23 protein-coding genes are annotated in these 23,315 nt (G+C 43.6%); 15 read left to right on the forward strand and 8 right to left on the reverse strand.

Annotated features, from left to right (window positions below; all coding sequences use genetic code 11):
• Nucleotides 1-5 precede the first annotated feature (5 nt).
• Nucleotides 6-845: a MetQ/NlpA family ABC transporter substrate-binding protein gene (locus KFV11_RS02500; RefSeq protein ID WP_149457922.1), complete on the forward strand. Its 840-nt coding sequence runs from the start codon at nucleotides 6-8 to the stop codon at nucleotides 843-845.
• A gap of 110 nt (nucleotides 846-955) precedes the next feature.
• Entirely contained in the window at nucleotides 956-2,185 is a 1,230-nt protein-coding gene (locus KFV11_RS02505) for an aminopeptidase (RefSeq protein ID WP_254250280.1), read from the forward strand.
• Between the two features lie 180 nt (nucleotides 2,186-2,365).
• On the opposite strand, the gene KFV11_RS02510 is transcribed toward KFV11_RS02505, so the two are convergent.
• The 4 genes from KFV11_RS02510 to KFV11_RS02525 form a co-directional block, all read right to left on the reverse strand.
• On the reverse strand, nucleotides 2,366-3,271 hold the full coding sequence (locus KFV11_RS02510) for a nuclease-related domain-containing protein (RefSeq protein ID WP_254250281.1): 906 nt from the start codon (nucleotides 3,269-3,271) through the stop codon (nucleotides 2,366-2,368).
• 64 nt (nucleotides 3,272-3,335) lie between these two features.
• The gene (locus KFV11_RS02515; RefSeq protein WP_254250282.1) at nucleotides 3,336-4,148 is read right to left on the reverse strand and encodes an alpha/beta fold hydrolase; all 813 of its coding nucleotides are present in this window, start codon (nucleotides 4,146-4,148) and stop codon (nucleotides 3,336-3,338) included.
• 170 nt (nucleotides 4,149-4,318) lie between these two features.
• A complete protein-coding gene (locus KFV11_RS02520) occupies nucleotides 4,319-5,695 on the reverse strand; it encodes an N-acetylglucosaminidase (RefSeq protein ID WP_254250283.1) in 1,377 nt (458 codons plus the stop codon).
• Nucleotides 5,696-5,773: 78 nt separating this feature from the next.
• Nucleotides 5,774-6,322: a TetR/AcrR family transcriptional regulator C-terminal domain-containing protein gene (locus KFV11_RS02525; RefSeq protein WP_149457927.1), complete on the reverse strand. Its 549-nt coding sequence runs from the start codon at nucleotides 6,320-6,322 to the stop codon at nucleotides 5,774-5,776.
• Nucleotides 6,323-6,470: 148 nt separating this feature from the next.
• On the opposite strand from KFV11_RS02525, the gene KFV11_RS02530 reads away from it, so the two are divergent.
• The 3 genes from KFV11_RS02530 (at nucleotide 6,471) to KFV11_RS02540 (ending at nucleotide 9,612) form a co-directional block, all read left to right on the forward strand.
• Nucleotides 6,471-7,121, forward strand: coding sequence for a biotin/lipoyl-containing protein (locus KFV11_RS02530; protein WP_254250284.1), 651 nt, complete (start codon nucleotides 6,471-6,473; stop codon nucleotides 7,119-7,121).
• 12 nt (nucleotides 7,122-7,133) lie between these two features.
• Nucleotides 7,134-8,987 (forward strand): DHA2 family efflux MFS transporter permease subunit, encoded by a 1,854-nt coding sequence (locus KFV11_RS02535; protein WP_149457929.1) that lies wholly within the window; start codon nucleotides 7,134-7,136, stop codon nucleotides 8,985-8,987.
• Between the two features lie 85 nt (nucleotides 8,988-9,072).
• Complete coding sequence (locus KFV11_RS02540; protein WP_149457930.1) at nucleotides 9,073-9,612, forward strand: ribonuclease FAU-1 family protein; 540 nt, start codon at nucleotides 9,073-9,075, stop codon at nucleotides 9,610-9,612.
• Nucleotides 9,613-9,655: 43 nt separating this feature from the next.
• Here the strand turns inward: KFV11_RS02540 and KFV11_RS02545 are convergent, their stop codons facing one another.
• Nucleotides 9,656-10,525 carry an SDR family oxidoreductase gene (locus tag KFV11_RS02545; RefSeq protein ID WP_149457931.1) on the reverse strand — a complete coding sequence of 290 codons (870 nt, stop codon included), beginning with the start codon at nucleotides 10,523-10,525 and terminating at the stop codon, nucleotides 9,656-9,658.
• A gap of 137 nt (nucleotides 10,526-10,662) precedes the next feature.
• Here KFV11_RS02545 and KFV11_RS02550 point away from each other — a divergent pair, with 137 nt between their 5' ends.
• Entirely contained in the window at nucleotides 10,663-11,442 is a 780-nt protein-coding gene (locus KFV11_RS02550) for a TatD family hydrolase (RefSeq protein WP_254250285.1), read from the forward strand.
• On the forward strand, nucleotides 11,429-12,286 hold the full coding sequence (locus KFV11_RS02555) for a LysR family transcriptional regulator (protein ID WP_149457933.1): 858 nt from the start codon (nucleotides 11,429-11,431) through the stop codon (nucleotides 12,284-12,286). The genes KFV11_RS02550 and KFV11_RS02555 overlap by 14 nt, the downstream gene beginning before the upstream one ends.
• A gap of 4 nt (nucleotides 12,287-12,290) precedes the next feature.
• On the opposite strand, the gene KFV11_RS02560 is transcribed toward KFV11_RS02555, so the two are convergent.
• Nucleotides 12,291-12,953 carry an MOSC domain-containing protein gene (locus tag KFV11_RS02560; RefSeq protein ID WP_254250286.1) on the reverse strand — a complete coding sequence of 221 codons (663 nt, stop codon included), beginning with the start codon at nucleotides 12,951-12,953 and terminating at the stop codon, nucleotides 12,291-12,293.
• Between the two features lie 80 nt (nucleotides 12,954-13,033).
• Between KFV11_RS02560 and KFV11_RS02565 the strand changes: the two genes are divergently transcribed.
• Together KFV11_RS02565 and KFV11_RS02570 are read left to right on the forward strand one after the other, a co-directional pair.
• Nucleotides 13,034-14,236: a sugar efflux transporter gene (locus tag KFV11_RS02565; protein WP_149457935.1), complete on the forward strand. Its 1,203-nt coding sequence runs from the start codon at nucleotides 13,034-13,036 to the stop codon at nucleotides 14,234-14,236.
• Complete coding sequence (locus KFV11_RS02570) at nucleotides 14,233-14,715, forward strand: DUF456 domain-containing protein (protein WP_149457936.1); 483 nt, start codon at nucleotides 14,233-14,235, stop codon at nucleotides 14,713-14,715. The genes KFV11_RS02565 and KFV11_RS02570 overlap by 4 nt, the downstream gene beginning before the upstream one ends.
• Before the next feature lie 77 nt (nucleotides 14,716-14,792).
• On the opposite strand, the gene rsgA is transcribed toward KFV11_RS02570, so the two are convergent.
• Nucleotides 14,793-15,866: a ribosome small subunit-dependent GTPase A gene (rsgA, locus tag KFV11_RS02575; protein ID WP_254250287.1), complete on the reverse strand. Its 1,074-nt coding sequence runs from the start codon at nucleotides 15,864-15,866 to the stop codon at nucleotides 14,793-14,795.
• A gap of 519 nt (nucleotides 15,867-16,385) precedes the next feature.
• Here rsgA and KFV11_RS02580 point away from each other — a divergent pair.
• Together KFV11_RS02580 and corA are read left to right on the forward strand one after the other, a co-directional pair.
• Nucleotides 16,386-16,841, forward strand: a complete 456-nt coding sequence (locus KFV11_RS02580) for a GNAT family N-acetyltransferase (protein WP_149457937.1) — start codon at nucleotides 16,386-16,388, stop codon at nucleotides 16,839-16,841.
• Nucleotides 16,834-17,781, forward strand: coding sequence for a magnesium/cobalt transporter CorA (gene corA / locus KFV11_RS02585; RefSeq protein ID WP_254250288.1), 948 nt, complete (start codon nucleotides 16,834-16,836; stop codon nucleotides 17,779-17,781). The genes KFV11_RS02580 and corA overlap by 8 nt, the downstream gene beginning before the upstream one ends.
• Nucleotides 17,782-17,836: 55 nt before the next feature.
• On the opposite strand, the gene KFV11_RS02590 is transcribed toward corA, so the two are convergent.
• A complete protein-coding gene (locus KFV11_RS02590) occupies nucleotides 17,837-18,337 on the reverse strand; it encodes a cupin domain-containing protein (protein WP_254250289.1) in 501 nt (166 codons plus the stop codon).
• A gap of 113 nt (nucleotides 18,338-18,450) precedes the next feature.
• Here KFV11_RS02590 and KFV11_RS02595 point away from each other — a divergent pair, with 113 nt between their 5' ends.
• The 4 genes from KFV11_RS02595 to KFV11_RS02610 all read left to right on the forward strand — a co-directional run bounded on the left by KFV11_RS02595 (nucleotide 18,451) and on the right by KFV11_RS02610 (nucleotide 23,303).
• Nucleotides 18,451-20,487: a cation:proton antiporter gene (locus KFV11_RS02595; protein WP_254250290.1), complete on the forward strand. Its 2,037-nt coding sequence runs from the start codon at nucleotides 18,451-18,453 to the stop codon at nucleotides 20,485-20,487.
• A 108-nt stretch (nucleotides 20,488-20,595) separates the two neighbouring features.
• On the forward strand, nucleotides 20,596-21,423 hold the full coding sequence (locus KFV11_RS02600) for a DUF5068 domain-containing protein (RefSeq protein ID WP_170234489.1): 828 nt from the start codon (nucleotides 20,596-20,598) through the stop codon (nucleotides 21,421-21,423).
• Between the two features lie 59 nt (nucleotides 21,424-21,482).
• Entirely contained in the window at nucleotides 21,483-21,779 is a 297-nt protein-coding gene (locus tag KFV11_RS02605) for a hypothetical protein (protein ID WP_149457942.1), read from the forward strand.
• Nucleotides 21,780-21,866: 87 nt separating this feature from the next.
• Nucleotides 21,867-23,303 carry a motility-associated ABC transporter substrate-binding family protein gene (locus KFV11_RS02610; RefSeq protein WP_149457943.1) on the forward strand — a complete coding sequence of 479 codons (1,437 nt, stop codon included), beginning with the start codon at nucleotides 21,867-21,869 and terminating at the stop codon, nucleotides 23,301-23,303.
• Nucleotides 23,304-23,315: the final 12 nt, after the last annotated feature.

The raw sequence follows: 23,315 nt of genomic DNA on the forward strand, positions 1-23,315 counted from the left end.
AACTGATGAAAAGATTATTATTACTCGTATTAAGTGCATTACTTGTATTAGCGGCATGCGGCAACAAGAAGGACGATAAAACAATTAAAATCGGGGTCACTGGTGTCGATGGCAAAGTATGGAATGTTGTTAAAAAGAAAGCGGCAAAGGACGGCATTAAAGTGAAGTTAGTTGAATTCCAGGATTATACAGCACCAAACAACGCTTTAAGCGAAGGTGATATCGACTTGAATGCCTTCCAGCACTTCGCATTCTTAGATCAGTTCAAAAAAGACCATCACTTAAAATTATCAGTTATCGGTACAACAGTATTTGCACCGCTTGGCGCTTACTCAAATAAAATTAAAGATATTAAAGACTTGAAAAAAGGCGATACAATCGCAATTCCAAATGATGTGACAAACCAGGCACGTGCATTAAGACTGCTTGAATCAGCAGGTGTCATCAAGTTAGCCGATGACTTCGGATTATTCGGAGACCCATCAAAAATCACAGAAAACAAACTGAACTTAAAAATCAAAGCAATCGATGCACAGCAGACACCACGTGTGCTGCCTGACGTCGCTCTGTCAATCATTAACAACGGTGTAGCAGGTAAAGCAGGTTTAAATCCGAAAGATGACCCTATTTATCTGGAAGACCCGAATTCTGAAGCTGCTAAACCATACATCAACGTCATTGCTGCTAAAACAAGCCAAAAAGACAATAAAGACTACAAAAAAATTGTGGAATACTACCATTCAGCTGAAGCAGTGAAAGCCATCGAAAAAGATTCAAATGATGGTGAGATTGTAAAGAAACTATCACAAAAACAAATCAATGACATCGAGAAAAGTTTGAAGTAGTCAAATAGCCACCCGTGCGGTGGTTATTTTTTATATGTTAATTCAGTTGGAAAATAACGGGGAGTTCGGTATGATTAAATAGTCAGAAAATTAAGAGAGGGGATGTTTGAATGAGTCAGCATCATTTATTGAAGAAGTACGCAGATGTCATTGTTAAAATAGGATTGAACATCCAGCACAATGAAATTTTAGTTATCGAGTCAGACATTAATACCGCACCTTTAGTCAGACCTGTTGTAGAAGCTGCCTATAAACAAGGAGCCAAAAAAGTCATCGTCAATTATTCTGATAGTGAAGTGGCAAAATATACATATGATTATCAGTCAGTTGAGACACTGCAGGAAGTGCCTGAATATTTGAAGCAGGAACTGAAATACTACGAAGAAGAAAAAGCAGCACTTTTAAGTATTATAAGTGTTTCGCCGGAAGCGCTGAAAAATCAGTCTGAGGAAAAGATCAACGCCAGGGCAAAAGTCATGATGAAAGCGCATGAAAGCCTTTCAGACAGCTTCGGTAACTTCAGACAGACATGGTGTATTGTCGCCTATCCATCTGTTGAATGGGCAGAGATTGTTTTTCCGGAACTGAGCGGAGAAGCAGCACAGAATGCCTTGTTCGATGCTATATTTAAAGCGGTCCGGGCTGATCAGGAGAACCCTGTTGCCGCATGGAAATCTCATATTGAACATCTTAACCAGCGTGCCAATTGGCTGACGGAGAAAGGCTTTGACAAGCTTCACTATACAGCTCCCGGCACTGATCTGACAGTCGGACTTCATCAGGGCGGTAACTGGCTGAAGGCAGGAAAAGTCAATAAGCAGGGGACAGAGATTATCGTCAATATGCCGACCGAGGAAGTCTATACGACACCTGACTTCAGACGTGTGGACGGCTATGTATCAAATACACTGCCGCTCAGCTTATCCGGTAAAATAGTCGATCAGTTCAAACTGACTTTCAAGGACGGAGTAGTGACTGATTTTGAAGCGGGTGAAGGCTATGAAACTTTGAAGAATTTACTGGAGATTGATGACGGCGCAAAACGTCTCGGCGAAATTGCGCTAGTACCGGTCAACTCACCGATCTATGAAAGCGGCTTATTGTTTTACAATACGTTGTTCGATGAGAATGCATCGTGTCATATCGCACTCGGCAGTGGATTTGCTGAAGTGATAAATGGTGCTGAAGATCAATCAATAGAAGAGCAGGTCGCACTCGGCATCAATGACAGTCTGACTCACGTGGACTTTATGATAGGAAGCGAATCACTTGATATAGATGGTGTTTATGCAGATGACCGGTGCGAACCTATCTTCAGACAAGGCCGGTGGGTCGAATAAATAAAGAATCCCTTTCTCGACGAAAGGGATTCTTTATTTAAAACGAGTCGGAACGACGTTTGCCTCTCAAGAAAAGATAAACGTGAGAGGGAACGACGTTTGCCTCTCAAGAAACGACAAACGTGAGAGGGAACGACGTTTGCCTCTCAAGAAACGACAAACGTGAGAGGGAACGACTCTCTATAGATAATACTTAGTCGCTTTACTCAATCCGGTTTTCTTGAAGTGTTCAGCCAAAACTCGTGAAATAGAGGCACGGCTTATTCCACAGCACCATTCCATTGCTTCATTGATTGTAAAAGCGTCTCCTTTCAAATGATACAAGTCTCTTAAATTGTGAAAGGTAATGCGCTTGATGGCAGTTGAGCTGCCGCAGTTAGTACATGTATGATATTTTGTCCGGCTGGTGATTGCCTTGATCATGTAGTTACAGTGGAGACATTTCATTCCTTTCATCTGCATAGAAAACTCACTGCGTTCGATGGGGTTAAAATCAAGCTCTGGCATATTAGCTGCCAGGAAGTAACTGCCGAGCGACTTATTGTCCTCAATTAATAAATTCGGCTCCCGGAACTTTTTGAGGTGACTGTGCACCATACTGCGGAACAACCAGCGTGGATTGTCATTGTTGCTACGCAGATGAAAGTATTCGTTGATGAAAACAAGGTAACTCTCAATTATATAACGTTCACCGGACTGAGCGATAACGTCTTCTAAAATATGATGAGCCCGAGATAACTGGTCATCTGGATTTTTGAAGTTACGGCCGTAGCTATTGACGAGCAGCCGGTCATTCATAGTGAATATCCCTTTATAGTTCTTGATATCATAATGAGTGACTGTATTCCCGTGTATGACAATGATGTCAAACTGGGCCATTCCTTTATATTTAGAGCGGAACGTTAAATCCCAGAGCACTACTGCGTCAGGAAACTCACTCAGCAGCCTGATAAACTGTTTCTCTCCTTCGTAACCTTTAAAATGGGTGTGATAGTCTTCACGCTGGTTGTCAGATAACGGAGTACGATTATGGAGAGCATTGTAATAGTGAATTTTCCGAGGAATAGACCGTGTCTTGAGCAGCATCTTTCACCTCATAAAAGAATTTAATCACTGCCAAAAGAAAAGCCATCACCATAGTGACAGCTTGTTATTGATGTATCTTGAAGAAATGCAGTAAATGAGCATCGAACAGTTTTGGCTGATCAATCTGGAGATTATGTCCTGCTTCATCTAACAAAATAAAGCTGCCGGACTCATTATCTTTCACTAAATTATAGGCATCGTCATAACCTACAGTGGAATCCTGTCTGCCTACAAGCACTGTCATCGGGCAATCATGCCGGGCAGCAAGCATTTGACGTTCAAAACTGAAAGAATAACCATCATCAAAGTAGCGCTTTTTAAATTCGTTGTCAGCAAGTGTCATGCCTGTCACTAACTCATCCAGATAGCGCTGCCAGTTTTTCCGCGTAATGATGACATTGGTATTTAAAAATTCTTTGAACTCTTTTTGATGATCATCAGGCTGGATATCCTCAAGTAAAATATGCTGGTGGACAGGCAGCTTACGTTTCTCACTGTCAGCAATAATGACAGGACAGAAGAAAAACATGCCGTTAATACAGCCGTCCATCTTATAATTCACGCCGTTTGATAAATAGGCACCATACGAGTTGCCGATGATAAGAAACTGCTGTTTCTTAATGACTTTCCGAATGAATTTCATCAGTACATCCAGCATATCATCAGCATTAATGATGGCTGGGTTTACTTCTGACCGACCCATCCCGGGAAGATCGATATAAATTCTTGAATAAGAATAGTCTGTCTGAGCAACAACTGATTCTATAGGGTGTTTCATAATTCGGTGATCGACGCCGTATCCATGGAGACATAATACGGGTGTCCCTTGACCGATTATCTCGTAGTAAATTTGATGACCGTCAATTTCTATAAACATCTCTACCTCCATATCATAAATTGTCATTATGATGTTCTTACTTCATCAGTTTAGCAGAACTTCGTTTCTTCTCAAAACGACTTCTGTCAAAAAAATCAAGAAACTGCTGCAGCTGATGTAATGATAAAAGATGGACTAGGAAGCTGCACTCATATAACGGTCATAAGCTGTTATTTCGCGTAATGGATAAAGTGGTATTTTCCGCCTTCAATCCCTAACTGCTGGTAAAAGCCTGCGATGTAGCTCGCATTGGAAGAAGCCCATAGTATATCAGTCGCATACTGTGAGTTTCCAGGTGATGCCGGGTTCCAGCGCATCGAATAAAGGGTGTTCTGTGATTCTGACAGATAGCCCTGTGAAATAAACTGAGCGCCACCGATAATTGCTTTCTCAGGCGTATCCCAGCCGACGTTGGCTGCGTACTGAGCGCCGTACTTCAATGCGTTGTGGTCATATGCACCGACGCCGAACATGTTGTAGAAGCGTTTGCCGGTCGGCTCACCTTTAACTGTTACACCATTAGCGAGTTTGCTTCGGCCTTCAGCCGTTTCAAGAAAAGCATGCGAAATCAAATAAATTTCATTGATATGATATTTTTCGCTGGCGATTTTAAACGCCTGTCCGCGGCCTTCAAGAATCCCTTTGCCCTGGAGCAGGATGTTCAGCTGATCAGCAGTTAAACCTTGCGGCTCGTTAAGGACAAGGAACTGATATTTTCCGACTGCATCATTGATTAACGGTTCAGTACCTATATAACGTTTCACTAAATCAGTAGGAGCATTTTTCCATTTCACACCATCAGAAACTTGCGGTTTCGGTGATAGCTGCATTTGACGGTTCACAGCATCCTGCAGAGTGGCATTGACTGTGGTGTGAGTAACAGCAGCTGAAGCTGTAGGCTGTGGTGCCGGCACAGCGGGGTTGGCTGGTTGTGGTGCTGTAGACTTTGGTGCCGGCACAGTCGGTTTGACCGCTGCTTTTACCTGCACCGTTGATTCAGTTTTTTTCTGCGGCTGAACAGGGGGAGTGACTTCAGCTTTTGTGACAGGTGCCTCCACCCAGCCGGTGGCACCTGTGACCAATGTGCCGTGCAAGTAGGTGCTGCTGCCGATTTTCAGTGCAGCATCGACTGTCATCGATTCATCTTTGGCAGCACGGTCAATCACCTGACGCTCTGTTCCGCCCGGGAAACTGTAAAATTTAGTCGTCGTTTTAAATGTTACTGTCTGCTGAGCAGGGGATACTGTTTTTACAGGTTGAATGGTTAAATCGCCTGCTTTGACATAACCGATTGCATTATCGATATTTTCTGATGTCTGCACGCGATAGTAAGGCTGACCTTCAATCATCACCTTATCGTTAACATATAATGTGTAATTTGCATAATCGCCTGCTACTTTCTTTGCCATCATCGTTTTGTTTGTAATAATGACAGCATTACTGCTCTTTATAGTGCCGATTCTTAACTGTTCGGCAGCATGGGCATAATCTGATAACAGCATCATAGCTACTGCGGTAACGCCTAATGTTCTTTTTAAATACTTCATGTTTCCCCTCCATCAGCTCGTTATCTGTATTATACATGAATCGTTACTTCTTTTGATTCGATTTACAAGATTTTAATATTATCTGTTGGAGCGGAGAATATTGTGGTAAATGATGTCTGCCATTAGTTCTGGCGGTTCCAAACAGTCATTTTGCAGCCAAAAGAAGAGAATGCCGAACTGTCCTCCGAGCGTATAATTCACGAAGTATTTCGGTTCTCTTAAAGAAGAGCTATTTGCTTCAATCGATGCCAAATAATTTGAGCGCAGCGTTTCAATTAATTTCTGGGTGAAGTTCTGTGCCGGATGGACCGTCATTAATGTCTTAAAAAACTGCTGATGAGCATAAATATAATGACAGAGATTTAAAAAGTATTTCTTAACCAAAGGTTTTATATCTTCTGTATGCTGCATATCATTTGAAGTCTGTTCCACAAACTGACCGATAGCTGTCAGATGCGTATCAATCATCCGGTCCAGCAGATCATATTTGTCTAAATAATAGGCGTAGAAAGTAGAGCGGTTAATATGGGCCGCTTCACATATCATCTTAATAGTAATTTCTCTGAATCGATGTTTTTCAAGCAAATTTAAAAATTCTGCTTCTATTATTAAATGTTTATCTTTCATAAGTAATCACTTTTCTTATTAATTTATTTGTCACTGCTAGCATTATTTTAAAGTAAAACCGACATTTAAACAAATATTGTTGGTTGAAAGTTTTCATAGGGGAACTATAATATAGCTTATGTGAAAAAAATTAAATGGAGGAATCACAATGAAGAAAATACTTTTAATCAACATCCTTACATTAGTTATTCTGGCTATCGCCGGTATTGCTGCTTTTCATTTCTATGATGAAGCAACAAACTATGTAAAAACAGACAATGCAAAGATCGACGGTACACAAATCTCAATCGCAAGCCCGGTTGCAGGTAAATTAACTTCTTTTAAAAAGCAAGCGGGAGACAAAGTTTCTCAAGATTCAGTGATCGGTTCAGTAGAAGGTATGGGCCAAGATGGTAAACCAGCTAAAATGGACATCACTATGCCTCAAGATGGAACAATCGTTAAAACACAGGCAACTGAAAATGGTTTTGTTGGAGCAGGCATTCCTGTTGCTTACGCTTATAATATGGATGACTTATATGTTACAGCTAACATTAAAGAAACAGATCTTGACGGCATTCAAGAAGGACAAGATGTCGATGTTTATGTTGACGGCTACAAAGATACAACACTTGACGGTGAAGTAGATAAAATCGGTTTAGCGACTGCTTCAAGCTTCTCAGTACTACCATCATCTAACGGTAACGCTAACTACACTAAAGTCACTCAAGTCGTTCCAGTAAAAATCAAATTATCAAAAGAGAAATCTTTAGACGTTATTCCAGGAATGAATGTAACTGTACGCATTCATAAAAACTAAGGAGGTTTTTGTATGACCTCAATGATTATAGGCTATGTCCTTCTGTCACTGGTCATCTTCTTCCTATTGAACCGCTTCCTGCTTAATCGCAGAGGTAAAAAAGCGGTCCAACCCGAAGTAGAGACAACTCAGACACACGAAACATATGAACGTCAACCTGAACGATCAGTTCGTCCAGAACCAGCACCAAGACCTGAACATCACACTGACAACGAAGTGATTTACAACAGCGAAGCACATCGTGAAGATGCAGATCTTTATAACAATGATGAGCAAGAAGACCTTGTTGTAGAGCAGCCTTATGAAGAAGAACTTGAGAAAGAAGCGGTTCATCATAAAGCGACTAAACCATCACATACGTTAGGCAAAGGGATTACGACAGGCAAAATCGTCACGGCATTAATGATCGGGATGTTCGTCGCAATTCTTAACCAGACGTTAATCAACGTCGCCCTGCCGGTCATGATCAGTGACTTCAATGTCTCAACATCAACTGCGCAGTGGCTGACTACCGGGTTTATGCTGGTAAATGGTATTCTTGTACCGATCAGTGCATTCATGATTCAACGGTTTACTTATCGTCAGCTGTTCTTATCAGCGATGACTTTCTTTACAATCGGTTCATTGATCTGTGCTATGTCCGGCAACTTCCCGATGATGATGACCGGACGTGTCGTGCAGGCAGTCGGCGCAGGGATATTAATGCCGCTTGGAACAAACGTATTTATGACGATCTTCCCGCCTGATAAACGCGGGGCAGCGATGGGGACGATGGGTATCGCCTTCATCCTGGCACCAGCGATCGGTCCTACATTGACAGGCTGGGTTATTCAGAGCTATCACTGGAATGTGATGTTTTACGGGATGTTCGCAGTCGGTTTAATTTCTTTAGCCGTTGGTATGTTCTGGTTTAAGATTGTGCAGCCGACATTCAAAGCAAAACTTGATGTGCCAGGTGTTATCTTCAGTACACTCGGTTTCGGCAGTGTTTTATACGGCTTTAGTGAAGCAGGAAACAAAGGCTGGGATTCACCAGTCGTTGTTTCAACCATTATCATTGGACTGCTTTTCATCGCAGCATTTACGGCAAGAGAGCTATCGATGAACAATCCGATGATGGACTTACATGTTCTTAAGTATTCCGGCTTCTCATTCCCATTACTGATTAACATCATTGTAACGATGAGTTTATTCGGGGGTATGATTCTGCTGCCGATCTACTTGCAGTCAATCCGCGGTTTCTCACCCCTTGATTCTGGTCTGTTATTACTGCCTGGATCACTATTGATGGGTATTATGGGACCGATTGCCGGACGATTATTCGACAAATATGGTATTAAACCACTTGCCATCTTTGGTCTGGCGATTATGACTTATGCAACATGGGAATTGACACGTATTAATCTTGATACATCTTATAGAACGATTCTTGGTATTTACATTCTGCGTTCATTCGGTATGTCATTCATTATGATGCCGATTATGACAGCAGGTATGAACGCACTGCCTGGGCGTATGATTCCTCATGGTAATGCGATCAGTAACACAGTACGTCAGCTTGCCGGTTCAATCGGTACAGCAGTCCTTGTAACGGTGATGACGCAGCAGACGACTGCTCATATCGGTGATATGACTAACGCAATGGATAAAACATTGCCGTCGACTGCGACTCAGCTGAATCAGCTTGGCCAGTCACTCGGCTCAAGCACAGCAGGAATCCAGGTCTTAATGGGCAAATTGCAGCAGCTGGCAACAGTGAATGGTATTACAGATGCTTTCTGGTTAGCTACTGCCTTCAGTCTGCTCGCATTCATCCTGGCGTTCTTCCTGAAAGGGAAAGACCATTATCGTTCAGATGAAGCTTAAATAAGTATAATTATAAACAAGTTGAAATTAAGTATTTCTTCAACTTGTTTATTTTTATATAATGATTTGTGAGGAGTTGGGCGACTTGAAGATAAAATATATCGATAAAAGGCATTGGCGTAGATTGCAAAGACGTGACTACAAGGAAATACGACTGGAAGACACGCGGTTTGATGGAATCGTCGGTCTTGTGACAATGCAGAAAGTCAAATCTCCCTTACAAGTTGAAGTAGTAGGAAAGTGTATTACAGTGGCAGACGCAGGTTACCAGTGGCTGCAGCTGCTGCCGAAAGACAAACTTTACAGCATTACAGCGATGTATGACAACTACGGCCGCCCAGTTCAGTACTATATTGACGTCAATGATCACAATTTCATTGAACTCGGTGAAGCGCGGGCGAACGACTTATTTCTGGATGTCCTTGTATTGCCGACTGGAGAATATGAGCTTGTAGATGAAGCGGACTTGAAGTTTGCGCTGAAAAAAGGCAGCATTACAAAAAAGCAGTATGATTCAGCCTATCAGACAGCGCACTATATTATGACTATCATTCAGCAGGATTTTGAGACTTTCAAGAAGACAATCGATTACTGCAGACAACAAATAACACCGTCAGGCGAGTAGCCGGACGGTGTTATTTTAATTCTATATTAACAGTCAAGATGATTTAGCTTGAAAGATAATCTCCGCCGTTAATGTGAATAGCCTGACCCGTAATGTAAGTAGAATCCTGAGAGGCAAGGAAAACATAGGCTGGAGCATTTTCACTAGGCTGACCACGGCGTTCCATCGCTGTTTCCTGTCCATGCTTCTCTACTTTTTCAGCAGGGAATGTAGCAGGAATCAACGGGGTATATATAGGACCCGGCGCGACGCTGTTCACACGGATCTTTTTAGGTGCCAAATTCTGTGCCAAAGAGCGGGTGAACGCTGTGATAGCACCTTTTGTCGCTGAGTAATCAATAAGTGACTCAGAGCCGCGGTAAGCGGTCACGCTGCTTGTGTTGATAATGGTGTCACCTGCAGACAGATGAGGAATGGCAGCCTGCGAGACATACATCATTCCGAAAATATTAGTCGAGAACGTCGTCTGAATCTGTTCAGGCGTAATCGCCAGAAAATCTTCCTGCGGGAACTGAACCCCGCCGTTATTGACAACAATGTTCAGCCCGCCGAAGTCAGTCACTACATCCGATACTAATTTTCTGCACTGCTCAACGTCCTTTAAATCAAATGCGTAAGCCTTCGCTTTAGCACCGAGCTCTTCAAGACGTTTTACGGTATCTTCAGCATCAGCTGTCTCGTCGTAGTAACCGATAGCAACATCAGCGCCTTCTTTAGCGTAAAGAATCGCTACGGCACGGCCGATACCAGAATCGCCGCCTGTAATTAAAGCGATTTTGCCTGTCAGCTTACCGCCGGCCTTATAGTCGTCATCTTCAGCAATCGGACGTGGATTCATATCGCGCTCACTACCGGGCTGTTTATCCTGAGTATAGCCTTTAATCTCCTGATCAATCTTTTCAAATTTATCCATTATGACACCTCATTTAAATGATTTGTTATTGTTCTATACCTCAATTTTTATAAGTGAAACAACGTGTACTACTATTATCGGGTAATCATTAATGACATGATAAAGAAGTTGAGCTGGCTGGAAAGTAGGAGGATATTATGATAGATAGTCATATTCATCTTGATCAGTTTGATGATGAAGATATCAATACTATTTTAACGGAGTTAGACGATGGAAAACTAGACGGTCTCATTACGGTCAGCATGAACTTGGATAGTGCGGTTAAGCTGCTGAGGTTGAAGCAGCAAGCTCCTGCCATTCAAATAGCGGCTGGATTTCATCCGGAACAGGAGCTTCCTGATGATGAAGAACTGGGTGCGCTTGAGCAGTGGCTAACTGAACATCATGAGTCACTCTCAGCGATTGGTGAAGTCGGTCTGCCGCACTATTTGAACCGGGCAGGTAAAGTGCACGATATGAGCCGTTATGTCTATCTTTTGGAAAGAATGATCATCATAGCGAAGCGCTATGACCTACCAGTCGTTCTTCATGCGGTTTATGAAGATGCAGGAACTGCAGTGGATCTACTGCAGAAACATGGAGTGACACGAGCGCACTTCCACTGGTTTAAGGCAAGTGACGACGTCATCCGGCTTGTCATCCAGTCCGGTTACATGGTCAGTGTAACACCGGACGTTTTGTGGAATGACAAGACAAGGCGTGTGCTGACTGCAGCGCCGCTTAGTCAGCTGATGATCGAAACAGACGGGCCGTGGCCGCATGCAGGTTTTGATGCGACTGATATTCCCGCCATGTTATCTGCTATAATAGATGAAATAGCAGTAATCAAACAGCTGGAACAGGCTGTTGTGCGTGAAGCAGTGACGCGCAACACTGTGCTGTTCTATGGAAATGAGGTTATTAATGAAAATCGATGACTACCGTCTGCTTGTAGCACTGGCGGATGAGGAAACATTAAGAAAAGCTGCTGATACACTTTACATTTCCCAGCCGGCTGTCAGTCAGCGTCTGAAATCCATTGAGCGGGAATGGGGGACTGATATTTTCATCCGGACAAAGAAAAAGCTGATTGTGACAACGAACGGAGAGATTATTCTTCAGCATGCCCGTAAAATGCTGAAAGAAGAGACCAACTTGAAGGAAATGATTCAGTCTTCTGAAGGAATTGTCAACGGCAAGCTGTCTATCGGTGTATCGTCATTGATCGGGCACACGATACTGCCACGCGTACTTGGACATTATGTAGAACTGTATCCAGAAGTGAAAATCCAGCTGCAGGTCGGTTCAAGCAGCCGGATTATGGCAAATCGACATGATTTTCATATCTCAGTTATCCGCGGTATGAAGATCATGAACATGAATAATGACGTACTGCTCACGGATAAACATTATTTCATTTATCCGAAGGCAAAGAAAAACCAGCTGCAGACATTACCGATGATTGAATTCCAGGCGGACCCCGTCTATCTGAAGGAGATTGAACTGTGGTATACCGAGCAGTTCAATCAAACTTATGCCCCGCAGATTAAGACCGATCAGATTGCAACGTGCAAGGAGCTGCTGCTGTCAGGGGTGGGTGTCACTGTGCTGCCTGAGATTGTCATCGGTGATATTGACAGTGAGCAGTTTGAAGTGGAGCTGCTTGAAGTCAATCATCATCAGCTGCTGCGGGAGACGTATATCAGTTATGAGAATGATGTGCTGGCTCTGCCGCAGGTCAAGGCATTTATTGATTTAATGAAGATGGAGGCGGCTGTTTAATCGGCTAATAATTTATCCGCCCGGTAAGCTTCTGCAGCTGCTTTGTGAATTTGAGCTGATGTTCTTCAGGCAGTGCATCTACAGTCAGTGCCTTTTCGAGCAGTGCCTTGTTCTTCTTATCCGTATATTTAAGTGCATTGAATGCGTTCAGTGTAAACTGCGCTGGATGTTTCTCCAGCAGCTCAAGTCGGCTGTCTGGTGTAACGATGCCTTCCTGCAGCACTCTGAAGTAACAGCCGGTTGCATGGGCGGCACTCATGAGCTTGACGAGGTCAGGGACATCATACTTCTTTGCGATGGTGTTGCACGGGCCGCGTCCTTCAGTGACTTGAATAACTGCTTCACCGAATTTGAATTGATCGCCGATGGCAAGCTGGTCTTTCGTCAGTCCGATAGTTGTAATGTTCTCACCGAACATGGCATATTCCGGCATGTCTTGAATATAAGGCCGCCACATATCATAGTCCAGCTTGTCGTAAAGGCAGATTGCTTTGTTCGGGCCGCCGTGACCCTGGTACGCATGTTCATCGCCTTCAAGCCCGAGAAAAGACAGGAACGCCGGCTGCTGGATAGGATATTTAGAGACAGCTGTCTTTTTAGGACGGTTCGAGCCGAAAATTTCGGTTTTGATTTTACCGGTGCATATATTGATGACTTCATACTCCATAATTATTCCTCCGCTCTTTTGCAATTCGGTGAGTTCTTATATAATTAAACAATATCATTAAGTAGAAAGTTTGTGAAGCTATGTTCAGGCAGCTGTTGAGTATTAAAAACTACAAGTTATTCCTCGTCAATATGGCGCTGCTCGGCATGGGCCTTGCTGTGACCGTTCCGTTCTTTATCCTTTATGCCACGCAGGAGCTCGGCATGACGAAAGGGCAGTATGGGCTGTTAATGGCATCAGCTGCGCTGGCAGGTTTTTTGATGAACACATTGATCGGTCGTATTTCTGATACGGGCCGAGTTAACCGGAAATGGCTGATTATTTTCTCGCTGCTGATGGCGAGTATGGCGTTCGGTGTCTATTTCTATGTCCATAGCGTGCTGTGGTTTATTGTCCTTTATACTATTTTCACCGGTTTCGCGGCCCCGGCTATGCCGCAGATGTACGCGTCAGCCCGCGAAAGCATCAATGCATCTGCATCAAGTAAAAATTCAGTATTCGCAAATACTGTGCTCCGCTCAATGTTCAGCCTCGGGTTTTTGTTCGGGCCGCTCGTCGGGACTGTACTGCTCAGTCGTTTCGGCTATGATGGGTTGTTCGGCGGCACAATCGTTCTTTATTTGATCGTTCTGATGTCAATGATCATCTTCTTCCGCGATATAGTGACGGTGCAGCCGGCGAGAACGCAGAATTACGTTGAACCAGTCGCCCCTAACTTATTAAAGGACAGCCAGCTGCTGATCCCATTTCTCGGATTTGTCATGCTGCACGTCGGGCAATGGATGTATACACTGAATATGCCGCTCTTTGTGACAGAGCACCTGCATGAATCAGAGAACAACGTCGGCTACCTGGCGAGTTTATGTGCAGGACTGGAAGTGCCTTTTATGATTATTCTCGGTATTCTGGCAAGTAAGTTTCAGACAAGAACACTGCTGATGCTCGGTGCGGTTTTAGGCGGCGGCTACTTCTTGTCAATCGGTGTCTTCAACTCTGTCGCAGCCATGCTCGTCGGTCAGCTGGCACTGGCGTTCTTTCTCGCGATTCTGCTTGGACTCGGCATCAGTTATTTCCAGGATATACTTCCTGATTTCCCGGGCTATGCGTCAACACTGTTTTCAAATGCGATGATTGCAGGACAGTTGATCGGCAATCTGCTCGGCGGCGTAATGAGTGATATCGTCGGTTTAGGCAATGTGTTCTATGTATCCGCGGCATTCATCGCCATCGCGTTCGTTCTATTGAGCTTTACAAAACCTGTGACAAGGGAGGACATGCTATGAGCGCTATCATCTGGCTACTGATTATCGCTGCATTTATACTGGCCTTTGTCGGACTCGTAGTGCCGGTGATACCAGGAATATTATTGATGTGGATTGGCTTTTTTCTTTATCACTTTATGATTGATGACAGTAAGTTATCATGGTTTTTCTGGATAGTCATGATGATACTCACCATCGCCACTTTAGTGAGTGACTATGTCGCTGGAAGCTATTTCGTTAAACGTTACGGCGGCAGTAAAGCCGGGGAAATCACCGCAGCAGTCGGTGTCATCGTCGGGAGTTTCGTCATTCCGCCGTTTGGCGTCATCATCGTGCCGTTGATTGCTGTATTGCTGATAGAGCTCATTATGTTAAAAGACCCTGTACGTGCGGTGAAGGCAAGCATCGGTTCACTGTTTGGATTTTTGGCGAGTACACTTGCCAAATTCTTAATACTGCTGATCATGGTCATCTGGTTCTTAATAGCTATCAACGTATAAACCCCTGCACCTGTTAGGTGAAGGGGTTTTATGGTGGGTATAATTCAAGGGAATCGAGTCAAGGCTTTAAATAATTTTTAGGAACGGCTTTTTTGATTCCGGTTCTGTTTGCCGATTTTTGAAATTTTTTTCCACCTATTTACTTCTGCCTGCTGCATCGCTTGATTACTGCGACGTTCCTGATAGGCAAGTTCACGCTTATATTTCAAATACTGGTCATAGCGCTGTCCACTTAATGACCCAATGTGTAATGCCTCAAGTACAGCACACCCAGGTTCATTGGAATGGCTGCAGTTATTAAATCGGCATTGAGCTATAAGCTCTTCAACATCTGAAAATTCATGACTCAATCCTATATTTTCGCCGGTTGACCAAAGTTGGAATTCACGCATGCCTGGTGTATCGATGATAATTCCACCGCCTGGTAGCAATAGAAGTTCACGGTGCGTGGTGGTATGTTTTCCTTTACTGTCGCTTTCACGAATGTCATTAGTTACCATGACGTTTTGACCCATCAATTGGTTTATCAATGTGGATTTACCGATACCGCTTGAGCCGAGAATAGTGGCAGTTTTATTATTTTTAAGCAAGGCACGGAGTTCATCTATGTGCTCATTAGTATGCATAGTAATAAAAAATACTGGTACATCTTCAGCTATCTCCGTCAGCTCAGCAGCCATAATCTCTTTATCAAGTGTGTCAGCAAGATCAGCTTTCGTTAGAAGAATAATCGGTACAGCTCCAGAATCGCGTGCGGCAATCAAAAACCGCTGCATGCGATTAACGTTAAAATTGTCGTTACAGCTCATCGCGAGAAAGGCATAGTCAATGTTCGTCGAAATAATCTGAGGTTTTGTCTCGATTCCTGCTGCCTGTCTAATGAATGCCTGTTTTCTTGGCAATACTTCTTCAATAATTCCTTTTTGTTCGCTGGGATGTACAGTCATCAGTACAAAATCACCGACTGCTGGAATATCCAGGGGGTCAGTCAACGTATGCATAAATTTTCCAGGTAATGTGGCTAATATTGTCTGCGCTTCAGTGACAACTTTATAAATCCCTTTTGACTGAGTAGAAATTCTGCCGGGAACAAATGAGCCTGTATAGGCTGCCGCCTCATCTGTAAAGCCTAGTTGTTTAAGTGAATTCATTCATAATCATCCTTTTTCAGTTAATAAAAAATACCTGTGGCAGCAACCACGGGCACACTGAAAAAGCGTCATTAAAGAGCCAGTGATGACCATGATTGCAGAGACAGTGTCGTTGCTAGTTTATTCATAGTCATCACCCTCCTTTTTTATTATCATAATGGCTTCCAAATATAATGTCAATCAGTTGCGAAGTGTTCAATTATTACTCTAAACTAGAAAAGGAGTTAATGAAAGAGGGCACACGATGGTCCAGGCAAAAGAAAGTTTTCTGGCATGAAGGTGAGTTAACGTGGTCATGCTTAAAGGAATTGACAGCTGGTTCTTTGGCCGGTCGATACAAAGAGGCGCACTGCTGTCTGCCACTATTCTTCACTAGACGCATCACCGGGGATGACTGTTCTGATGCGGCAGTCAGGACTGCATGTGCCTTCGATCTACGGGCGGTCCCGTGATGCAGAATAGTTAAAATACAGGCTTAAAGCAGATGCTTTAAGCTTTTGTGTACAGAACGATAAACAGATGACAGGTGAAACCATGAAGAAGCTTACTATAGAAGATGAACAGCTGAAAACAATCGCTGCTATTCATGAGTCGATTCCATCAGGCTATAAAGAATGGCATGTCAGTTCGATGGACTTAGCACTGCGGTTTGAATCAATGAAACTATTAATGATGCATAACGGCGATGAAATTATAGCCGTCGTCGATAAAGAAGACGTCATTGCTTTTATCTGGTATGTTATTAATGACGAGACAATGATTAAGTCACTGTGGGTGACGCCTGCAAGAAGAAGGCAGGGCATTGCGACAGAGCTGAAGGATTATGTCAGACAGCAGTCACTGGCTGCTGGAGTAACAGTCATCAGAAGTCATGTCCATCCGCTTAACAGTAAGATGCGGCAGTTGAATGAAAAACTCGGCTACAGCCACCGGGGGAACGAAATGATCTATAAGTTAGAGGTGCACAATGATTAGAACGCTATACATCGATGAATTGAATGAACTGAGGACTTGTGACTCCCCGTATGATATGGAGGGGACCGCAAAATGGTTATGGGTCGATCTGTCGGAACCGACGACCCATGAAAATCTGCTGCTGAGTCAGTACTTTCACTTCCATCCATTATCGATAGAAGATGCAGTATCAGTCAGACAGCGTCCGAAGTATAAGGAATATGATGATTACTTGTTCTTTGTCTTTCATGCTATTGACTTAAAAACAATGCTTCCTGAAGAGATCGATGTCTTCATCAACAGTAGCATGGTTGTGACCTATCATAAGGAACATTCAGAAGAAGTAGATAAAGTATGGAACTCGGTCATCTGTAAGCGGGCGAATGAAAAGCTGACGACGGCTGAAGTGATGTATCGCACGCTGGACGCAATTGTCGATAACTATTTTCCTTTTGTGTATGAGCTGGAGGACAAAGTGTTCTCTTTCGAGGACCAGCACTCTGTTGATATCTCGACGGAGGAGCTGATTGAAGAGACATTCGATTTAAGAGAAGACCTGCTCATCATCCGGCGGACCGTGCTGCCGATGAAAGACCTGGTCTACCGGCTGCTTGAAGGACGTATTATGGAGCTGTCAAAGAAGCAGAAAATCTTTTTGCATCATATTAATGACCACCTTGTGAAGCAGGCGGAGATGATTGATTCTTCACGGGAGATGACAGCGGACATAAGAGATAACTACATATCGCTCAACTCATTTAAAATGAATAATATTATGAAAATATTGACCATTTATTCTGTCATATTCATGCCGCTGACGTTGATTGCGGGAATATACGGCATGAACTTTGATGTCATGCCTGAACTGCACTGGAAATATGGTTATCTTGCAGTCTGGCTGTTGATGATCGGTATATCGCTTGGGATGATTTATTATTTCAAAAAGAAGAAGTGGTTTTAAATATTTTTCCATACAAAACACCTTGCAAATAATCAAAGTGTTTTGTATTGCTGTATTATACTGTGCTGCAGTGGTAAATGCCTGCCCATTCTTTGAACATCGGACCGCTCTTGCCTTCGACAGGATCGGTTGGAGGAATCATCACCTGGTTAATCCTGCTTTGTATGGCTGTTAAGTTGTCATAGGAAGTAAGCAGCTCTATTTTCTTGTCTTCTGGATAAGCGCCGACTACTTTAAAGTCGTCGGACCGGCTTAACAGCTTATGGCCGTAACCCGCCGGCAGCAGTATGACGTCACCCGTCTGAACTTTGAGCTTCTGGCCGTTCTCCCCGCCGATCATCAGTTCAGCATCACCCGATTTGACGCCGAGCACTTCATGGGCGTTCGGATGGAAATGATGGTAATCAAATACGCCGTTCTCCCATATCCTTTGCCAGCCGTTATTCTTAAACGTCTCAGCGGGATCAGTCACTGCCTGTGAATAGACGATGGCTGGATAGATGATGTGATTAGGTGCAGAGGGGGACACCGGGGCATGAATAATTTTGTAGGACATAAAAAAACCTCCCGTTTATTGTTATAATAAAAACTATTCCCTGATCAACTATTAATTAACCACTTATGACTTAACTCTATTAGATGATTAAGAAAACACTGGAGAGGTGAACTATGGAAAGTTTTATCGTAATCATCAGTTTTATTGTAGCTGTCATTATATCAGCTGTCATCCATCATTATTTCAGCAAAATACCGCTTGTTTTTATTCAGATTGGTATCGGCATGCTGATTTTTCTGACGCCCCTCCCGATTCAACTGGAGTTTGAACCGGAACTGTTTCTCATCGGTATCATTGCACCGCTGCTGTTTTTGGAAGGCAATCACGTCTCACGGATCAACCTGCTGAAATATTTGAAGCCGGTCATACTGATGGCCATCGGGCTCGTATTTACGACTGTTATCGGACTCGGTTATATTATCCAGTGGATGCTTCCTGTCATTCCTTTTGCAGCCTGTTTCGCGCTCGCTGCCATTATCTGTCCGACAGATGCTGTCGCTGTGCAGGCTATTGCCAAAGGGCGGAAACTGCCTAAAGGACTGATGACGATTCTTAGCGGAGAGTCTCTGCTGAACGACGCCGCCGGAATTTTAAGCTTCAATATTGCATTAGTGGCACTGACGACAGGTGAATTCAGTGCAACTCATGCAGTACTGCAGTTCGTCATGTCGACTTTCGGCGGTCTTATAGTCGGTGCGATAATCGGCGTTGCTTTTGTGCAGTTCCGGATGTTTCTCATCCGCACCGGGTTCTACAATGAGTTCGTCTTTATATTGATTCAGCTGCTGACACCATTCATTATATATATGACTGCTGAATCTTTTCACGTATCGGGTGTCATAGCGGCAGTCATCGGCGGGATCATCCACGGAATGGAACGCGATAGACTGAGCCAGGCGACAACACGGCTGCAGCTGGGCTACGACAATACGTGGGGGCTGTTATCCACTGTCCTGAACGGCTTTGTCTTCACGATACTCGGATATATTATCCCGGAAGTAACCGTTCATATGATAAATACTGAGTCAGGCCATCTCGGCAGGATTATTTTCTATACACTGCTGATTGCACTTTTTGTCTATATATTCAGGTTTGTCTGGGTCTACTTGCTGTACGACCGTTTCTTTATTCCGGAGAGCAGGTTCGAACGTATACTGAACAATGAATCTGTTGCAAATGTCGAGAAAAGACCTTCACGCTTTAAATATGCACTGCTGGCATCCGTATGCGGTGTTCATGGAACGATTTCGATGGCCATTGCGTTGACCTTGCCGATGAAAGTCTTTCATGATCAGCCGTTTGCGACGAGAGATGATATGCTCTTTATCACAGCAGGTGTCGTCGTCATCAGTCTGATTATAGCGCAGATTGTTCTGCCGCTGTTAACGACATTTGAAGAACGCGTCAGTGTCTCGAAGCTGTCATTCCGGGAAGCGCGAATGATGATGAAAGAGCACGGCCTGTTCTATATCCAGCGTAATTCCGGCCCGGAAAACAGTGTGGCAGCCAGCAGTCTCACCCACCAATATGCCACACAGATCAGCTTCTTCAAGGAAGCAGACGATAACGAGCAGAGTTTGAAGGAGCTTTCAAGATTACAGTCCATTGCGCTTCAGACAGAGATGGAGACGCTGAAGGAATTAACTCAGACCGGTAAAATTACTGAAAGCACGTTCAACAATTACATCACCTATACAGAACGCACAAGAAATTTCGCTTCGTTAAGTTTTTTTGCGAAGCTAACGTTTATTTTTAGAATGCGGAAAAGAAGGACGCAGTTTATGAATCAAGTGAATGCCGCAAGCTCACTTTCCTTCAAAAATAATCTGCTTGAAATAGAAAAGGTAGCGCAAGTCGTTCACTATAAAATTGTAGAACGGTTGTCAGGAGAACTGGTGAAAAGCAACAAAATTGAAATGGCAATGGTGACTGACAGCTATTTGAACCGCATGATTCAGCTGAAAAGAAATGCTACGACAGAGGACATGAATAACAGTGAAACATTACTGGCGCTCGAAGTGCTGAATGTAGAACGCGATTATATTCATCAGCTGGTCGACAAGGAGAAGATCTCATCAGAAGTCGCAGTTGAGCTCAGACAATCGATTAACTATGATGAGATGGTGATGTTAAGTTCAAACGAGCGCTGATGTATCATTAGTTGAAACATGCCTTCTATGATAAAATTAAATTAAAGAAATAGAAGGTGGAGAAACGCAGTGAAGCGACTATTGATAAGCCTAGTTTCAGCATCTCTCATGCTTACAGCATGTGGAAACAGCGACAGTGAAAAAATCAAAGAGAACATTAAAACGCTCGAAAAACAACAAGCTGAAGCAAAAAAGGAATATAAAGCATTAAAAGAGCAGAACAAACAAAAAAATAAAGAGATACAGAATAAACAGCAAGCGCTGGCAAAGCTTAAAAAAGCTAAAGAAGAAGCGCTGAAAAAGCAGATAGCTGAAGAAGAGAAGCAAAAAGCAGAGGCCGAGAAACGACAGGCTGAAGAGACAAAAAAAGCGGCTGCACAGGCAAAAACTGCTTCAGCTGTCAAAGCGGTGATGCCTAACACAATCGAAGCGTCAACGAATGGTACGACCAAACTTGTGATGAAGAAAGATGATGTGCCGTTGAAACTTGACGACAGCGGGATGAAAGTGGATATCGGACAGCTTCAGATTTTTAATGTTAAAGACATGCCTGAGGGGCAGGTGCTGCTGTTTGACGGCGCCACTGAAGGCTACGTCATCATTTATCAGGTGACAGCTGAAAATACGTCAGATCAGACATTGTACTACAATAACAATACGAAACTGACAGCGGGAGATCATACAAAGTTCTCAGATTTTGCATCATTCATCCCAAGTGATTATCAGGAAATGAGCATGAAGAAGAGCAGGACCAATTTCAACGAATATTCCCCCCATGAAAAAACGACGAGCTACAAGTCACTGGCGATTTCAACGGATGATTATGACCAGCTGAAAGCAGGGCAGGCGACTTTAGTCATTCAAGGCGGAATATCTGCTGATAAATTATTCAGAGATAAATCGGGGACAACATCTGAACCGTACGCCTTTAAATAAATGTTTGTACAAATGAGTGTTTGGGAATTTATAAGAAACAAATTGAGAAGAGGGTGATAGTGATGCATGAGGAAAAGTTTGTTCTAATTGAGAACCAGATGATGACATTAAATGAGATCGCTCAGGAGTTAGAAGCGATTACCGGCTATACAGTTAAAGACAGCTTTGGCGATGTGAACCGTATCGTGGCACAGAAACCTAATTTCGATGATGATTTTGAAAGTTTTCTAGTCACTTACGAGTTTAATGAGTCTGATGATATTGTGGATGCGACCATCACAACGCCGCGGCACGAAAATATAGACTTAAAAATAGCAGAAGTTAAATTGCGGCTGCTATCTTATAAATCGCGGTAACTATCATTTAACACTTTACTTTAAACAGAGGTGGTTGTTTAATTAAAGTGTTAATTTTTTTTATGGCAGTCAATTTGGAGAAGATGAATGAAAAAACTATGGATGCTCAGCTTATTATTGACAGGTGGCTGTAGTGAACAGCAGCATTTTACCGCATCAACGTCTCACGCAACAATATTATTTGATACAGCACACGAAGAAACAGCCGGTGAAGCTGACTGGGTCATTGACGGTGCATTTTCAAGTTATGCTGACGCCTTGAAGCGTGCTGGCTACCGTCTTGACGAGAGTAAGGCTGATGCACTGATCACTTATAAGACACTTAAATCACATGATATCTTTGTGCTGCCGGAACCTAATATTCCTTTGAAAGAAAGCGAACAGGCGGCGCTTAAACAATATGCTGAAAATGGCGGCAGCATATTGTTCATCAGTGATCATTATAACGCTGACCGCAACTTGAACCGGTTCGATGCTTCAGAAGTATTGAACGGTTATCGCAGGGGTGCCTATGAAGACCCGGCGAAAGGAATGACAGACGGTGAGCGGCATTCTGCGATGATGTCCGGTGTCTCATCCAGTGACTTCCTAAGTGAAACGTTTGGTGTCAGGTTTCGTTATAATGCCATTGATAATGTCACGATGACAACAATGAAAGATGTCTTCAATATTACGGACGGCGTGAAGAAAGTAGAGATGCATGCGGGTTCAACGATGGCAATCACGGATCCGTCGAAAGCCAGAGGGCTTGTCTATCTGCCTGAATTAACGCATCGGGATGCCTGGTCTCATGCAGTAGATAAAGGTGTCTATAACGGCGGCGGTCAGGACGAAGGGCCGGTTGTCGCGATCAGTAAGGCGGGGAAAGGGAAAGCTGCTTTTATCGGCGACTCTTCCATCGTTGAAGATGCGACACCGAAGTACCGTCGTGAAGATAACGGCAGAACGAAGCAGACTCATGACGGCTTTGATGAGGCGGACCATGAGACACTGCTGATGAATTTGACAGCATGGCTCGCACGCCAGGAGGACTATACGTCATTTCAGGAACAGGATAAGAAAACGCCGCTCCATCGCGATGAGGAACCGGCAGCTTCTGTTGAACCCCGGAAAGAACCGTGGGCGCGTCCTGAACAAGGTTATTTATGGTACGACCGGACGACATTTGCAGAAGGCAGTTACGGGGCTGAAGGATCCGATATTTCTGCATCCGATGCAGCACAGGATGACGTTCAGATCATAAGCCCGGACAGTGCCGCGCCGTCAGAAAATTTCCAGATCAAAGTGAGAGCAAGCCGGGCAGTGCCGACAAGCATCGCCTTAGTTATGTCGGACGGTCAGCAGGTCGGACTTTTCAGCGGCAGGCCGCCAGGTGTGTCCAATATATATACGCCGAGACGTGTTAATAATGATTATGAGTGTTATTTTAATGGCAGGATTGCCAGAGAAGCACACGGTCAGCTGTCGATTCAGGTGATTCAGAATAAAAAAGTCGTTGCTACTCAAATGCTGAATATAAATTAGGAGTTTTTGACT

The organism is Macrococcus equipercicus, assembly GCF_024205945.1.
In the GTDB taxonomy this organism is placed as follows: Bacteria; Bacillota; Bacilli; order Staphylococcales; family Staphylococcaceae; genus Macrococcus; species Macrococcus equipercicus.